Source organism: Paenibacillus sp. FSL M7-1414, from assembly GCF_038003195.1.
GTDB lineage: Bacteria > Bacillota > Bacilli > Paenibacillales > Paenibacillaceae > Paenibacillus > Paenibacillus amylolyticus.
Map to the genome: position 1 here is coordinate 714167 of NZ_JBBOOS010000001.1, position 16367 is coordinate 730533.

Here is a 16367-nt window from a genome sequence, read left to right on the forward strand (position 1 = left end):
AAGTTCGGTTTTCAGTACCGAGAAGATGGAATGAAGCTAGAAATGGAGTAGCGGAGCGTAGGGAAACTACGTGAGCAACTACAATGTTTCTGAAGGAAACATACTTCGTAAGCATCAACCTATTTCGGCTGAATTTCATATTCGATGCTGATGATGCCATTAGGCATGATTCGTAATCAAAAGCGGACTTTTTGAACAACCTCTATTATGATGTAACGTGTTTATATTCAGCCGCATGCATGCCAGCCGTGTACCCTGTGGAGAAAGCAGCAGTGATATTATACCCTCCGGTGTAGCCGTGAATATCCAAAACTTCACCGCAAAAGAATAGTCCAGGCAGCAGCTTGGATTCCATTGTTTTTGGGTATATCTCCTTTAAGTGGATTCCCCCCCCAGTAACGAAGGCTTCTTTGAGCGATCTCGTTCCGTCAGCACGGAAGGTAAAAGCTTTCATTAGCCCACACAAGTTGCTTAACATACCTTTGGGAAAATGGTGGAACGTGAGGTCATCGCTGATCTCTGCCCGTTTCATCATTAAGGGAATCATACGTTCAGGAACCCATGTTTTTAAAATGTTTTTGACAGCCTTGCGGGATTCTTGTTCCAATACTTGTTGCACCTGTGCTTCCAGTGCACCTGGGGACAGCTCCGGGAACAGATCAATGCTCATAATGACCTGTGGGTTTCCAGACTTCATCTGAACCTTGCGGATAAATTGGCTGCAGCGCAGTGCGACGGGTCCGGACACTCCAAAATGCGTGAAGATCATATCCCCGCGATGGGAGATGACTGTTTTTCCTTTGGCATCCACTACGGATAGAGCGATATCCCTCAAAGACAAACCTTGCAGTTCTTTGGACTGAATCCAACTCTCTCCAGACACAATGGGCACTTCGGTCGGATATAACTCCGTTATCGTGTGACCCGCAGCCTCAGCCCAAGGATAACCATCTCCGGTAGATCCCGTTTGGGGTACGGACTTGCCGCCGGTAGCGATGATGACAGAGCGCCCAAGAATGGTTTTACCTGATATCAATTTAACACCCTGTACCTGCTGACCGTTCTGAATAATTTCCTTGACCGGTTCTTTGGTGCGAATCTCAACGCCGAGGGAAACAATCTTTCCTACCAGCGCATCCACGACTGTTTTCGCTTTATCGGTTACAGGGAACATTCTGCCGTTGTCTTCTTCTTTCAGGGCAATTCCGAGATTTTCGAAGAAACGCATGATTCCCTGGTTGTCCAGATTTTGAAACGAACTATATAAAAAGCGTCCATTACCCGGAATATGTCGGATGAGTTCATCCGTTTCCTTGGCATTGGTTACATTGCATCGACCTCCGCCAGAGATACCGAGTTTACGACCCAGTTGATCTCCTTTATCCAGCAGAAGCACGGAGGCTCCGTGCTCGGCAGCAGCAACGCAAGCCATCAGGCCCGCAGATCCACCACCAATTACAATGACATCATACATATGTTATTACCCTCTTTTTTCATTGATTTTGTCTGTTTTACGTAAACCGTGTCTACTTCTGGCTTTTTCTGAAATATAATGGAGTTATGAGTAGTTCTATTATGGAGTCTCAAGGGATATATTGTAATATACTGTCGCCTATGTTTTAATCAGAAATACATGAGGGAATGTGCAGGTAGAGGAGGAGATGGCATTGTGGTTGCGTTAAAGGACATTCTTTTACAAGTACTGCTGGCGGGGGCGGCGGTATACCTGATTCCCTTATTCCATCTGGGGCTCTCCAAGCGGGCTGTGGCCAAGCTGGAACAGGCCGGAATGATGCAGACCGTTTTTGCTGTGACGAGTGTCGCGAGCATGCTATTGTGTTTGCTGTTCGCGCTTCACGGGAGTCCAGTGACTGTACCCATATCACTAAGCATCGTACCTGTAATACTTGTTATTTTATATTGTAAGTCCGTTATAGGCTTAACGCTGTCCATACTACATATTCTCTTCTATTTCCTTTTTGCGCATTCCTATGATCTGTACGGATTTCTCCTTCATACGGGCATTCTTCTCTATCCTATTGTATGGTTGTCTGCCAAACGATTCAAGCATAATACACCTTCGCGCAAAATGACGATCCTCATCATCCTGATTACAATGGAACTGGTTGTAACGAGTTTGTTATGGATCGCATCCCTCCAGAATGAATCCACGTACTCTGCGACCTACATAATACTTACAGCACTTGGGTATACCACTGGAGCCATTGTTGCGGGTAGTCTGAGTCTGCTATGGCTGGAACGGATGAAGCACTATCGCGGGCTGGAGCAGCATCTCTCGGAAGTCCACCACCGATACATAGCCGAAACGGAGAAACTTCATCAGATTCTGAACGCAGTGCCTCTCTCCATTGCCACCGTAGATAAACAAGGCACAGTGATATTTGTCAATGAGATGATGGAGCAAACCGCAAGGGAGCAGCTACCTTGTACCTCCACGCCTGATCTCATTGGACAGCCTGCCAGTCAATTTGTTGAACAAGGTCAGGCGGATAAGATGGATAAAAGCATTCGCAGAGCCGTCGTTCATGGTGAGATTAGTGGGTTGACCGTTCGTTACGGTGCACACGTATTTCAGTCCCGAACCGTACCGATTTATGCCTTTTCAACAGAGTCTGCGAGAGAAGTTACAGGAGCCATGCTGATTATTCAGGATATCACGGAGCTTGAGATGTTGCGAAGTGAACTGGATAATGTGGATCGTCTCAGTCTGGTGGGGCAGATGGCTGCAAGCATTACGCATGAGGTGCGTAATCCAATGGCGGTTGTACGTGGTTTTCTTCAACTCATGCAGGAAAAGAGTCCGGATTCCCTTGATCATTACTACCGGATCGTCCTGGAAGAATTGGATCGGGCGAATAGTATCATTAATGATTTTCTATCGCTGGCCCAGGATCGGATTGCGGAAAAAGAGGAATCCCAGCTGCATGATATCATTCATGAACTCAGTCCATTGTTGTGGGCCGATGCGAACCTGCGTGGTCAGAGTATTGAACTTATGCTGGACCATAATGTACCGAAGTTGCACCTCAATCCAAAGGAAATCAAACAGGTGGTACTCAATCTGGCCCGTAACGGGATGGAAGCCATGAATGAGAAGGGCGTGCTTACGCTGGAGACGCGGATAGTCGATGACAAAGTGGAACTGTGTGTACGTGACACAGGGCCTGGTCTACCCAGAGTGAAGAAGGAAAAGCTGTTTGAACCTTTCTATACCACAAAAGCCAAGGGAACCGGACTTGGATTGTCCATGTGCCTAAGTATTGTGGAACGACATAATGGAACCATTACTGTGGAATCGGAGGAAGGCCAGGGCACGACCTTCAAAGTGGCATTTGAACGTTAGTCATTCAGCATATTTTGCCAGACATTGAGACATAATATTATGGAAGAAGCCTTTCCGCAGGCGGTTTCTGAATCTTGCTTTCATTGCTTATGGATGTATAATAGGAATAGCACATCATTACATCCATAATGTTCGATATGAATGTAACGTTGTTTTGGAGAGTTTATTGGCCTTTAATTTTATCGAGATCATAGAACAACCATTTATAAGGAGTGAAACCGAATGTCGATGTCATTTGATCAATACATGAAAGATATGGTTCAACCGATGCGGGATGATTTAACTCGTCTAGGAATCCAGGAGTTGCGTACTCCTGAAGAAGTGGAAGCAAGTCTTCCGGATGCAAAAGGAACAGCGCTGGTTGTCATTAACTCTGTATGCGGATGTGCCGCAGGTCAATGTCGCCCAGGTGTGTCCCAAGCACTGCAGCACGATATTACACCGGACCACCTGTACACTGTATTTGCTGGTCAGGACAAAGAAGCAACTGCAAAAGCACGTGAATTCTTTGCACCGTATCCTCCATCTTCACCGTCCATCGCTCTGATGAAAGACGGAGAACTCGTTCACTTTATCGAGCGTCATCAAGTGGAAGACCGTTCTGCAGAGGATATTGCGGCTGATCTCAAAAGTGCATTTGACCGTTACTGCCGTTAATTCGCTCCAATAGAACGCCCCGCCCTTCGGATCACCGATGCCGGGGCGTTTCATTTTGGATAGATAAGGTTATTGAACCATTCGGACCTTTCAAGCTGGACATCAAATTTCATTCATTTAGAAACGGGGTGTGTGAACGATGAGTTTGCAACAACAGATCATCGCTGAATTGAAGGTTAAACCAAGCATTAATGAAGAAGAGGAAGTACGCAAGCGTGTTGATTTTCTGAAGACGTATGTGAAAAATGCGGGTGCCAAGGGTTTGCTGATTGCGATCAGCGGCGGTATTGACAGTGCAGTGGCTACGGCGCTTTGCAAAAAAGCGACGGACGAGCTTACGCAAGAGAACAACCAAGAGTACAAAACGCTTGGTGTGTTCCAACCTTATGGTGAACAATCCGATATTGACCACAGCTACGCTGTAGCCAAAGCATACGATCTGAAGCATGTTGTGGAAACCAATATCGAAGATGCAGTTAACGAGATTGCGCTGGAAGTGGAGCAAGGTTTCAAATCCTTGGGTAGCCCACGTCATATGACTCACCAAGGCAAAGGTAATGTCAAAGCGAGAACTCGTATGGTTATGCAATATGCGCTTTCGTTTGAAGAAAACCTGCTCGTTGTAGGTACGGATCATGCGTCAGAAGCCATTACAGGCTTCTATACCAAATGGGGCGATGGCGCTGTGGATATCACACCACTGAGCACCCTGAACAAACGTCAGGTACGCCAGTTGGCAGCATATCTGAATGTGCCACAGGCTATTTTGGACAAAGCACCATCGGCAGGGCTATGGGAAGGTCAGACGGACGAAGATGAGCTGGGAATTTCGTATGAAGCGAACAGCGACTATCTCGAAGGCAAACAGATCGATCCGGCTGCACAAGAGCGCCTTGAAGCGTTCTATACGCGCACACATCACAAACGCAATGCCATTCCTGGTATCTAATACGGGTGGAAAAGCATGCTGGTTATAAGCTGTTAACACCAACATTGAAATAACATCCCTCTTAGGGAATGCAAAAAGAGTCACTGCTCACGCAGTGACTCTTTTTGTTATATGGAACGAGAAACCGCAAAAATCCAGGTGATTACCATATTAAAGGTGAGTTAGCTATTCCAGTCTTTGATCTGTTGCAGGGTTAGGGTGATGGCTTTCTCCAGTTGCGGAGTGGTTTCTTTAAATGGATGTACCGTATTAAAGGTGTGGTTCCCATCAGGAATCTGGTGCCATGGGATATCAGGGCGCGCTTGCACAAGTGCGGCAGAACCGTCCCTCAGACGCTGTGGATCTTCTGTTCCCTGAATGAGTGCAACTCGCACATGTGAAGAAGCCAAGCGGTCAATGATAGCGTAACGTTCGCTATGCTTGTCCAGGTCTTCCAGAATAGCCACGTCCAGTGGCATCTGCTGGCCTGTTCGTCCGTTAACGACATGGCTGCGACCATGCGTACGCATCTCTTCTTTTTGCTCCGCTGTGAAGAGATCCAGATTGGTTACGCCATTCCAGGAGATGACACCTGCCACCTGCTCGGGATGATCCAGTGCATAGACGAGACTTACACCCGCACCGCGGCTATGGCCAACCAGGTATACAGGAAGTCCAGTGAGTTCAGGTTGTGTAGCCACATGTTTCAGTACCAGGGCCAGATCGGCAAGCTCCCGGCTGTAGGTATTCACTGCGAACTTTTCAAGTTCAGAGAATTGCTCCAGATATTCGCCGATACCGTTGTGAGAGAAATTAAAGGTCAGCACATGATGAGTCTGGCTTAGCTGTGAAGCTGCATAGGGGAACATGCCCCAGTCTTTGAAGCCTTTGTATCCGTGAGACACAACGATGACACCTTGAGCGGGTTGTTGTGCAGGGAAAAAGTCTCCGCGAATGATCGCATCTACGTCAGTGGGCAATTCAAAAGTTATGGGCATTATTCAGACCTCCTAAGAATTTCAGACGATTCCTGATTCATATTTTAGCATATATGGTAATGCGGATAGGTACTCGCTTCTGATCGCCCCTCCTGCTACAATAGAATACGTGTTCGGAGAGTTACGGATCATGTGATTGAATGGAGATCTTTTACAATGAAGGTTCAAAAAGAGCGGTTTTCAGTACCGAGAAGATGGGACTTTTTGAATAACCTCTTACAGTATAAAAGATTAAGCGGGTGAAGCGTTGATGATATATGGCATAGGTAATGATGTGTTGGAGATTGGACGTATGCGGAAGCTGCTGTCCGGTCGCCATGCGGAAGCTTTCATAAAACGAATTTTAACGCCAGCAGAGCGGGAGATCGCGGTTCGTCGGGGGAAGCGGATGACGGAGTTTGTATCCGGTCGATTTGCAGCGAAAGAAGCGGTGTCCAAGGCATTTGGCTGCGGTATTGGTGGCGTCATGGGCTTCACTGACATTGAAGTGCTGCCTGATGGGACAGGACGTCCCGTGGCCTCGCTGTCCAGTCAAGCCTGGGAACGTCTGCAGCTGCCATATGATAAGCAATATGACATTCATTTGAGTATTACACATCAGACGGAATTGGCAGCGGCCTTTGCGATCGTGGAACAGATGGAAAAGTAGTTAGCTTGGCAATAGGAGAGGACGGAAATATGGGTTTACAGGAACAGAAACAACATTTCAGCGTGAATTTGCTGGACTGGTATATGATCAACAGACGGGATTTGCCGTGGCGTCGCCACAACAATCCGTATTTTACATGGGTATCGGAGATTATGCTTCAGCAGACTCGAGTCGATACGGTAATTCCGTATTTCAATCGTTTTATCGGGAATTTCCCGACCGTACAGGCGTTGGCGGAAGCACCCGAAGAGGATGTCTTGAAAAATTGGGAGGGACTCGGTTATTACTCCCGTGCACGTAATCTTCAGGCAGCCGCGAGACAAGTCATGGAGCTGCACGGAGGCGAGATGCCGCAGGACAAGCCGGCTGTCTTTGCATTAAAAGGGGTGGGCCCGTATACTGCCGGGGCCATTCTCAGCATTGCCTTCAATCAGCCGCAACCTGCGGTAGATGGCAATGTCATGCGGGTACTGTCCCGATACTTCCTCATCGATGAGGACATTATGAAGGGCAGCACCCGGGTGTTGATGGAAGAGCTCGCAGGAGAGCTCATTCCGGAAGGGCGTGCGCGTGATTTCAATCAGGCGCTGATGGAGCTTGGCGCGCTGGTATGTACACCCAAAGCGCCGCACTGCCTGACTTGCCCGGTCATGGAGCAATGTTCCGGCCGTATTGCCGGAAGAGAGCTTACACTGCCGGTCAAGACCAAGGCGAAGCCGCCGCGCCCTGAGCAGCGGCTGGTCGCGATTGTGGAGGGCCGCGGTGCTCATCGCGGCCAAGTGCTTGTGCGCCAGCGCCCAGACACGGGCCTATTGGCCCGCATGTGGGAGCTGCCGCATGTGCTCGCGGCGCCCGCCGCAGCCAGCAAGAAGGCGGCGCCGCTGGCGGATGAGCCGGCCATGGCATTGCTGGCCGGCAGTCTGTGGGCGGAAGGCTTCGCTGCCCGCCCGGAAGGGCTGGCTACCCATGCGGAGCATGTGTTCAGCCACATTGTCTGGAGCCTGCAGGTGTACAAGTGTACCGAGCAGGACCAGAGCAGTGAGCTTCCGCTGATCGCAGCGGAAGCCAGAGCCGCCTACGATGCACAGGCGGAAACAAGGGAGGGCACAGCCTCATCGTCAACTGTGTCACCTGAGTCAGACACGACGCATTCATCGGAGCCAGGCACGCCTAATGCGCAGAACATCTCAACATCGCTTAACGATGGAGAGATGTTGATGTCATCATCTGATGTTAGTGACCTAGCGCTGAGTACTACGACACTGACAGGTAAAGGCGATGGCTTGACCTACCGCTGGATCGGTCCGGAAGATATGGATAAGATGGCATTCCCGAATATCTTCCTGAAGCTGATCAGCAGTTATTTTGCTGGTGCGTATGATCAAGTGAATGATTAAATGGGGGAGCTAGCGAACTCCAGAGGTCTTATCATGTGGATATACCACAATTATAAATTCTAACGAACCTGAGTGACGTTATCATAGACAAATCAACCCAAAAGTGCGTATCAAAGCCCGTATCTGGGGAAATAGCTACTCTGAGATTCGTTAGGTTCGCGATACGATGAAATATCGAGCAATAACGTGTCCTGGGTTCGTTAGAAACAAAACACCCATTAACTATAGCGGTAGCAAAAAGAGAGCCTGATCACGGTCACGACGACCGAATCAGGCTCTCTTTTATGTTAACTGTTGCATGCTAACAGTCTTATTTTGCAGAAGCGTAACGTTTGTTCACTTCATCCCAGTTGATTACATTCCAGAAAGCGGCGATGTAGTCAGGACGTTTGTTTTGGTAGTTCAGGTAGTAAGCGTGCTCCCATACATCCAGACCCAGAACCGGAGTCAGACCTTCGAAGAGAGGGCTGTCTTGGTTAGGTGTGCTAGTGATGGACAACTTACCATCTTTACCAACTACGAGCCAAGCCCAGCCGGAACCGAAGCGAGTTGTAGCTGCTTTAGCGAAATCTTCTTTGAATTTATCAAAGCCACCCAGTTCGCTATCGATAGCTGCTGCGATATCGCCTGTAGGAGCGCCGCCGCCGTTAGGTCCGATGATTTCCCAGAACAAGCTGTGGTTAGCATGTCCACCACCATTGTTGCGAACCGCTGTGCGGATGCCTTCTGGTACGCTGTCAAGGTTAGCAATCAGATCTTCCAAGCTTTTTTCTTGCAGTTCAGGAGCGCTTTCCAGAGCTGCGTTCAAGTTAGTTACATAAGTATTGTGATGGCGATCGTGGTGGATTTCCATCGTTTTTGCATCGATATGTGGTTCCAGTGCGTCGTTAGCGTAAGGAAGTGCTGGTAATTGAAAAGTCATAATGAAATACCTCCTGAGATTTTTGGTTTTTTTGAAAACAGGTACATATGTAATAATACCCTTGCCACTAATATTAAACCGCATTCGAGCTAATTAAGCAACATTTTTGTTTATTAAGTCCCCCGAGGCGTTGATCTAATGATGGGCCAGAGATAACAAACATATTTTACCCTTTATGCAACTATTTATGTGTTTTCAGGCATTAAAATGGATGAAAAGTTTAATATTCGTATGTAAACGGTTACAATTAAGCGCTTTCAAAAGAAAATGCGTGTTTTATGGAGAAAAGTATGGTTTAATTGACGAAGAAGCGGTATTTTCTCGTTTTTTGTCATTATATGAACATTGGGTTTTTGGTAAAAAGGGATTCCCTTTTTGTAAAAAACCTCATCTAAGCTAACGAAAAGGGAGATTTAAGACATGCACGTTCGTTCCTTTCAGTTGAGTGATGCAAGCCAGATGACGGAGCTTCTCCAGGTTGCACTATCGGAAGAGTGTTATGAGAACACGATGGGCCCGTTTGCCCGTCAATTGTCATGGGATTCTGACCTGATCATGGTTGCGGAAGAAGAGGGAGACCTCGTAGGCGCTTTGATCGGTACGATTGATCACAACCAGGGTTGTATCTACCGTATTGCGGTACATCCAGACTATCGTCGCCGTGGAGTCGGCAAAACACTTGTCGAGGCTATGGAACAGCGGTTCCAGCAGCGTAAAGTCAGCCAAGTATGGGTGGCGGGTGATGAGCACAACAAAGTAGCCATGCCTCTATATGAAGCAATGGGTTACGGTGCCAATCAGATTATGAGCGCTTTCCAGACTCTTAGTATTTTGTCCAAAGCTTAGTTTGCATGTTTAAAAAGAAATAAAAAAAAGATTTTCATTTCATATTAGGCATATCTCTTTAACGTGTAAGAACGTGAGGGATGTGCCTTTCTATTTATATGAGTGTTCTTCACGTCATATTCCTCTGGTTTCCTCATTTTCTGAACATGCTTCGGAGTGCCTGAATTCTATTTAAATCACCCTGACTATCCCGGCTGTATTCACGATAACCAAGGTATTGGTGCTCATAACCAATTGTTTCACTCTCCCAAATGGAGTAGACTGAAAGGGAGTATGGTTACCATGTTACAAGTTTAATTCAACTATTTAATAAATGAGGTGTCCCTTTGAATTCCAATAATCATTCAATGGAACATGTGACTTCCGAGCAACGAAATGAACCGTCAAAGCCTGAACAACCGGGGAAATCCTGGGTTGTCGAGCTGTGGGATTGGGTCAAAACGATTGTTGTTGCTTTTGTAATTATGATGCTGCTGAACCTGTTTGTGTTTAATCTGTCAATGGTCAAGGGACAGTCCATGCAGCCGACACTGGTTGAGCGAGATCGCCTTTTCGTCAACAAAATCGTATACCATCTGGGTAATCCTTCCCGATCAGATGTGATCGTACTTCGTGATCCAAGTGAAGGTGTAGAGAAGAAGGATTTTCTGGTGAAACGGATCGTTGGACTTCCGGGAGATACAATTGAAGTTAGGGATCACCATCTATATGTGAACGGCGAGCAACAAGCGGAAACGTACACCGATATTGAGGTGCAGGACCCTGATTTTGGACCAATCACCTTGGAGCCGGATCATTTCTTCGTGATGGGGGATAATCGTCATGAAGGCAAAAGTAAGGATAGCCGAGTGTTTGGCAGTATTACATCCGACCAGATTGTAGGCAAGGCTGAATTTATTTTCTGGCCGTTTTCTGAATTGAATAAATTGTAAAATGCTTACAGGACAACAACTTCAGACTGCATTTTGCGTTAAACCATATAGACTCGTTCCGTTTGAATTCAAGTATGTAAGGCATATATAGAAATTAACGCCTGTCCTCTTACCGTGAGGCGGGCGTTCACTATTTACGGAATAAGTGTCGGGAGAAGAGAGGGAAGAGAAATGACGAGCGTACAGACCGGGGCAGCACAGGATGCCTCCGTATGGGAGAAGTTAAAACAGGAGATCAAGGCAGCTGGCCCCGGACTGGGCATTGATGATATCGGTTTTGCTTCGGCTGATCCCTTTGTTTCCCTGAAGTCGCTGCTGGAGCAGTCGCGGGATAAAGGGTATGCTTCAGGTTTTGAAGAGCCGGATATTGAAAAAAGGGTGCACCCCGCCTTAAAAGATGGCGAGCCCGCTTCACTTATTGCAATAGCCGTGGCATACCCATCCAAAATGGTGAATCCGCCGAAATCGGAGCCTGGTGCGTATCGAGGCATTTTTGCCCGTTCGGCTTGGGGTCAGGATTATCATCAGGTCCTGCGTGCAGCGATGGACAAGTTGGTCAATTTTATAAAGGAACGCGTACCTGAGGCCATGATCGAAAGCATGGTAGACACCGGAGCATTGGTGGATCGTGCGGTGTCCCAGCGTGCGGGGATTGGTTTTAGCGCCAAAAACTGTGCCATTATATCACCCAAATTTGGTTCATGGATTTTTCTCGGAGAACTGGTAACAAATATTCCTTTTCAACCAGACACACCTGTGACCGAAGACTGCGGTGAATGTACAAAATGTATCGATGCCTGTCCTACAGGAGCATTAGTGGGGCCGGGGCAGTTGAATGCACAGCGCTGTATTTCTTTTGTAACCCAGACAAAAGGGTTCGTGGATGAAGAATTTATGCTGAAAATAGGCAACCGTCTGTACGGTTGTGACACGTGTCAGATTGTCTGTCCGAAGAACCGGGGCAAGAACTGGGATCACCATCCCGAGTTTCACCCCGATCCGGAGATTGTGAAGCCACTCCTGCTGCCGCTGCTGGACATCGGTAACCGGGAATTCAAGGAACGTTTCGGTCAGAGTTCCGCCGCTTGGCGGGGCAAAAAGCCGATTCAACGCAACGCTGTTATTGCCCTGGGCAATTTCAAAGACAAAAGTGCTGTACCCAAACTTACAGAAGTACTAAAACGTGATCCGCGCCCCGAGTTGCGGGGAACCGCAGCCTGGGCGTTAAGCAGAATTGGAGGAGAAGACGCCATGAGAGCAATTGGGGAAGCTGCCGCTAACGAACAAGATGGGAACGTACTAAGCATGCTGCAGAAGGCCGAGGAGCGACTGAGTTCGTCCGAGACCTTACCCAAACAGCCACAGGCTGGACAAGTGAGTGAGAAGCAGCCAGAGGAACAGAACAACGAGAACAATACCTTACGTGCGTTACAACAGGATTTGAAAATGGAAGCTGGGATTGAACCGGGTAGTGAGCAGTCTGCACAGCCTGCCAAACCGGAAGCCGCAGCGTGGAAACCTTCAGCCGTTACAGGTCTTCATGGCAAGCCCGTATACTACGATGAGGTACTGACACCGATTGGTACTCTTACGTTATGCGCGACGGATGAAGGGCTGTGTCACATCGATTTTGGCGCCTTTCACGTACGCGAAGCTCATCTGCAACAATGGGCCCGCATCTGGATTGGCGAGTATCGATATGAGAAGAATGAAGAGAAGCTCAGCGAAGCTGCAAAGCAGTTAAAGGAGTATTTTGCAGGGGAGAGAAAAACGTTCGACTTGCAGCTTGATCGGCTTGGAACACCATTCCAGCTACAAGTATGGCAAGTTCTGTCCGATATATCTTATGGAGAGGCCTCATCACACCAACAGGTTGCGGAAATCATCGGCAGACCCAAGGCTGTTCGTGCAGTTCTGGACGCCATTAGCAAGAATCCGATTCCGATTATTATTCCCTGTCACCGTATCAGTGGTAAAGACGGTACCCTGGTGGGTTATGTAGGCGGTCTGCAAACCAAGGAGCAATTGCTCGCATTGGAGCAGCTATCGTAAGAGCGGGGGACGTTCATGAAGTATGTAAACGTGGAGAGCGTGGAAGCGGGGGAGCTTCTGGGCAAGACGGTATATTCCAGTAACGGCACGGTACTGCTGTCTGCCGGAGTCCAGCTCACCGTATACATGGTCAATACGCTGAAGCGTATTGGCGTGACCATGTTATACATCCAGGATGAAGCGTATAAAGATGTGGATGCAGAAGACATTCTGGATGAAACCACGAAACGGGCAATAATTAACGAAATGAGTGTCACACTCGAATCCATTCGATCCGGGAAAGACTGGAGTCCGAGAAAAGTTGCCCTCAGTATAGAGAAGTTGCTGAATGATGTACTGAATGGGCGTGAAATGCTTGTGCAGCTCACCGATATTCGTACCAAAGACAATGCACAGTATGTTCATGCGATGAATGTATGTTTGTTGTCTTCGGTCATCGGACTGAATATGGGACTCAATTATAATCAACTAAAGGACCTTGCTGTGGGGGCATTATTGCATGATATTGGCAAAGTGGGGGAACCTCCTGGCAGTGGCTCTGCTGCAAATTCTTCGCTGCATCATACATGGCGTGGATTCGAAGTGATTAAGAACAAACGGGAGTTCAGTCTGTTGGTCGCCCATACGGCCTTGCAACATCATGAGCATGTAGATGGTACAGGCATGCCGAGAGGGATCAAGGGGAGTGACATTCATCTGTTTGCGAGAATCGTTAGTGTGGCTAATATCTATGATAATCTCATTAATGGTTTATCCAAGGACAGTTTGATGCCACATGAGGCCTGTGAAGAGATGATGGCGTTATCTGGTACAAAGCTGGATCGGGACATTCTGATTGAGTTCAATAAGAGTGTATCCGTGTATCCCAATGGTACAGCGGTACGACTGTCCACCAAAGAGACTGGAGTCATTGTGCGTCAACATCGGGGATTGCCCGGCAGACCTGTAATCAGGGTGGCGCGCGGAAGTACGCGTTATTCTCTGGATGTGGTTGAAATCGATCTGGCTCAGCATACAACCGTTTTCATTGAAGCTGTCATGACGTAGCTTGTGTGCGGTTCAACTGGAAAATCCGTTTGCTCAAGGCGTGCGGAAATGCTATGATACTTTCAGGAAATCCGCTCTGTGTCAGGTTTGCAACTTATGTGTCGAACATCATGAAGTGACACGGATTATCAGGCTTTTTAGAATGCATACAGAGGTGTCTAAGAGATGGATATTGTTATACCGATTATTACATTGATTGTTGGTCTGGTCGGGGGATTTTTCATCGGGGTGTTCTACTTGCGTAAACAACTTGAGAAAATGCAAAGCAATCCGGACATGCTTCAGAAAATGGCGAAGCAAATGGGCTACAACCTGAATGGCAAGCAAATGCAGCGTGCCCAGCAGATGATGAAGAATCAGCAGCCAGGAGCGAAAATGCCTCAGCCGCAACAGCATCCTGCGCGTAAAAGTTCGGGCCGCCGAAAATAATAGCAGTGAAGTGAATAACTGCTTAAAGTGCGTGTTCAAAAAGTTGGGTCGTACTTTTTGAACAACCTCTTAAAGTATTGTGGTTCGAAAGGAGGCGTTTGGCAGTGGCTGGCGTTAAAGATTATTTGAATTCAAAAGTATCCGACAACCGGGAGAAGATCGAGTATCATGTAGAGCAGATCCTGAAATTGATCGGAGAAGATAGTACACGTGAAGGGCTGCTTGAAACGCCTGCACGTGTGACCCGAATGTATGAAGAAATTTTTGGCGGATATGAAGTAGACCCGCGCGATGTGCTCGGTGTCACGTTTGACGAGAATCATGAAGAACTGGTTATCGTCAAGGATATTGTCTACTACAGTCAGTGTGAGCACCACATGGCGCCGTTCTTCGGCAAGGTACACATTGGGTATGTACCAAGTGGCAAGATCGTTGGTCTGAGCAAAATGGCTCGTCTGGTCGAAGCAGTAACACGTCGCCTGCAAGTTCAGGAACGTATTACTTCACAGATCGCTGACATTCTGACAGAGGCCGTTGAACCTCATGGAGTTATGGTCGTTGTGGAAGGCGAGCACTTGTGCATGTGTTCCCGCGGCGTGAAGAAACCGGGAAGCAAGACGGTAACGTCTGCTGTACGTGGTTCTTTCCGTGAGAATCCGGCACAACGTGCGGAGTTCTTGTCTTTGGTAAAAGATTAAGATCAGGTATGTCCACTCGCTGGACAAGCCGGATGAGTAAGTTCCTTTGGTTTTGGAAGCAGCAGTTTCTAGCCATAGGATGTGATATAAATAAGCCGTGTTCCCTGGGAACCGGCTTATTTATATATGCGTTGTCATTCCTATATACTGGATACATATGAATTCGTTAAGCCGGAGGTAATGGAACGATGAGTGTACCTTCCCATTCAGATCAACCGGTTCAGCCGGAAAAGGGACTACAGGCAGATCAACAGGCTTCATTGCGTCTGCAAATCTGGGAGACACCACTCATGCGACAAGGTAGTAGTGTACTCGAAGCTTTTGCGTGGGAAGAAGTTATGTGCAGGCGGGTTGGAGCAGGGCATCTACCTGTTGCACATATATGGAGACACCCAGATGCCTTTGTAGCGGGTCTGCGTGACCGCAGGTTGCCACAGGCTGTAGAAGCGATGGAGCAGATTAGAAGCCAAGGGACAGCGGTCTGTGTTCGGCCTTCCGGTGGAGCGGCAGTACCCTTGAACCCAGGGGTAGTTAATGTGTCGCTGATTCTGCCTAATCCCGGACATGCTATCAATATTCATGATGATTTCCGGGAGATGGCTTCGATTATTGCCGAGTCGTTAACGCCGTGGTCGAATCAGGCGCAGACAGGCGAGGTCCAGGGTGCTTTTTGCCCGGGAGATTATGATGTCAGTGTAGGTGGATTGAAATTCTGTGGTATTGCCCAGCGCAGGCAGGCAAAGGCGTATATCATTACGGCTTTTATCATCGTGGAAGGTCAGGGAGATCAACTGGCAGCGGACGTGCGACAATTCTATCAGCATGCAGCAGGTGGGGCGAGTGAAGGATATCCTGATGTTCAGCCTGGCACGATGGCAAGTCTGAAAGAATTGGCAGGTGTACCTTCAGCCGCGGCATATACTGCGGCTTTGGTTCGAACACTACGAGATCGCTATCCACAGGCGGAGACCAGCAGGGTGCTTAGCGTTGGCTCTGAAGAAGTACGCCTGACAGCTGAGCAGATGAAGCTGCGATACGATTAACACTTTTTACTAGGGCTTGGAATTGGTTAATAGAGATGATATGATGTGATTTCGGAAGGAGAGTGTTAGGATGGACACATTGAGATATACGTATTTATATGAGGTTGTATCAACAGGCGAAAAATCCGAGTTCAGCCAAATGGCAACAAGCAAGGAAGAGGCTGCTGCACTGATCGTTGCACGTATAGCCGATCTGGAGTTTACAGACGAGTCTGATATCAAGCTGGGCGATCTGATCTCCATTAGCAAACAGGTTGGCGACAACTATGTGGCGTGCGAGGGCTGTGCTTCTTAAGTGAACATTTAGAAATAGGAAGTCTCTCAAAATACAAGCAAGTCTCTTTTTACAAGAGGCTTGCTTTTTTGTATACACCATAAGAGATATCTTTCAGTCATTCGGCTGGA

General features: G+C 47.9%; 16 protein-coding genes. 13 read left to right on the forward strand and 3 right to left on the reverse strand.

Translation table 11 applies throughout. The features are described 5' to 3' along the window. Positions 1-205: 205 nt before the first annotated feature. Positions 206-1474 (reverse strand): BaiN/RdsA family NAD(P)/FAD-dependent oxidoreductase, encoded by a 1269-nt coding sequence (locus MHH92_RS03325; protein WP_340901907.1) that lies wholly within the window; start codon positions 1472-1474, stop codon positions 206-208. 195 nt (positions 1475-1669) lie between these two features. Here MHH92_RS03325 and MHH92_RS03330 point away from each other — a divergent pair, with 195 nt between their 5' ends. The 3 genes from MHH92_RS03330 to nadE all read left to right on the forward strand — a co-directional run bounded on the left by MHH92_RS03330 (position 1670) and on the right by nadE (position 4970). Then, positions 1670-3364, forward strand: coding sequence for a two-component system sensor histidine kinase NtrB (locus MHH92_RS03330; protein ID WP_340901909.1), 1695 nt, complete (start codon positions 1670-1672; stop codon positions 3362-3364). Positions 3365-3586: 222 nt separating this feature from the next. Next, positions 3587-4021 carry a BrxA/BrxB family bacilliredoxin gene (locus MHH92_RS03335; RefSeq protein WP_017690788.1) on the forward strand — a complete coding sequence of 145 codons (435 nt, stop codon included), beginning with the start codon at positions 3587-3589 and terminating at the stop codon, positions 4019-4021. Between the two features lie 139 nt (positions 4022-4160). Beyond that, complete coding sequence (gene nadE, locus MHH92_RS03340; RefSeq protein WP_047841401.1) at positions 4161-4970, forward strand: ammonia-dependent NAD(+) synthetase; 810 nt, start codon at positions 4161-4163, stop codon at positions 4968-4970. A 161-nt stretch (positions 4971-5131) separates the two neighbouring features. Here nadE and MHH92_RS03345 read toward each other — a convergent pair whose 3' ends face one another. Continuing rightward, positions 5132-5947, reverse strand: coding sequence for an alpha/beta hydrolase family protein (locus tag MHH92_RS03345; protein WP_340901918.1), 816 nt, complete (start codon positions 5945-5947; stop codon positions 5132-5134). 250 nt (positions 5948-6197) lie between these two features. On the opposite strand from MHH92_RS03345, the gene acpS reads away from it, so the two are divergent. Continuing rightward, positions 6198-6596, forward strand: coding sequence for a holo-ACP synthase (gene acpS / locus MHH92_RS03350; RefSeq protein ID WP_036614140.1), 399 nt, complete (start codon positions 6198-6200; stop codon positions 6594-6596). Positions 6597-6625: 29 nt separating this feature from the next. Further along, positions 6626-7993, forward strand: coding sequence for an A/G-specific adenine glycosylase (gene mutY, locus MHH92_RS03355; RefSeq protein WP_340901922.1), 1368 nt, complete (start codon positions 6626-6628; stop codon positions 7991-7993). Positions 7994-8303: 310 nt separating this feature from the next. Here mutY and MHH92_RS03360 read toward each other — a convergent pair whose 3' ends face one another. After that, positions 8304-8915 (reverse strand): superoxide dismutase, encoded by a 612-nt coding sequence (locus MHH92_RS03360; protein ID WP_036614138.1) that lies wholly within the window; start codon positions 8913-8915, stop codon positions 8304-8306. 420 nt (positions 8916-9335) lie between these two features. Between MHH92_RS03360 and MHH92_RS03365 the strand changes: the two genes are divergently transcribed. The 8 genes from MHH92_RS03365 to MHH92_RS03400 all read left to right on the forward strand — a co-directional run bounded on the left by MHH92_RS03365 (position 9336) and on the right by MHH92_RS03400 (position 16257). Next, positions 9336-9761: a GNAT family N-acetyltransferase gene (locus MHH92_RS03365; RefSeq protein ID WP_017690782.1), complete on the forward strand. Its 426-nt coding sequence runs from the start codon at positions 9336-9338 to the stop codon at positions 9759-9761. Positions 9762-10108: 347 nt separating this feature from the next. Then, a complete protein-coding gene (lepB, locus tag MHH92_RS03370) occupies positions 10109-10693 on the forward strand; it encodes a signal peptidase I (RefSeq protein WP_445744696.1) in 585 nt (194 codons plus the stop codon). Between the two features lie 171 nt (positions 10694-10864). After that, positions 10865-12745: a tRNA epoxyqueuosine(34) reductase QueG gene (queG, locus tag MHH92_RS03375; protein ID WP_340901928.1), complete on the forward strand. Its 1881-nt coding sequence runs from the start codon at positions 10865-10867 to the stop codon at positions 12743-12745. Between the two features lie 15 nt (positions 12746-12760). Beyond that, positions 12761-13792, forward strand: a complete 1032-nt coding sequence (locus MHH92_RS03380) for an HD-GYP domain-containing protein (protein WP_017690779.1) — start codon at positions 12761-12763, stop codon at positions 13790-13792. A gap of 165 nt (positions 13793-13957) precedes the next feature. Next, positions 13958-14221, forward strand: coding sequence for a YneF family protein (locus MHH92_RS03385; RefSeq protein ID WP_017690778.1), 264 nt, complete (start codon positions 13958-13960; stop codon positions 14219-14221). A gap of 104 nt (positions 14222-14325) precedes the next feature. Next, complete coding sequence (folE, locus tag MHH92_RS03390; RefSeq protein WP_036668229.1) at positions 14326-14919, forward strand: GTP cyclohydrolase I FolE; 594 nt, start codon at positions 14326-14328, stop codon at positions 14917-14919. 188 nt (positions 14920-15107) lie between these two features. Then, positions 15108-15962, forward strand: a complete 855-nt coding sequence (locus tag MHH92_RS03395; protein ID WP_127550871.1) for a lipoate--protein ligase family protein — start codon at positions 15108-15110, stop codon at positions 15960-15962. 70 nt (positions 15963-16032) lie between these two features. Then, complete coding sequence (locus MHH92_RS03400) at positions 16033-16257, forward strand: hypothetical protein (protein ID WP_036614132.1); 225 nt, start codon at positions 16033-16035, stop codon at positions 16255-16257. The last annotated feature ends 110 nt before the right edge of the window (positions 16258-16367 follow it).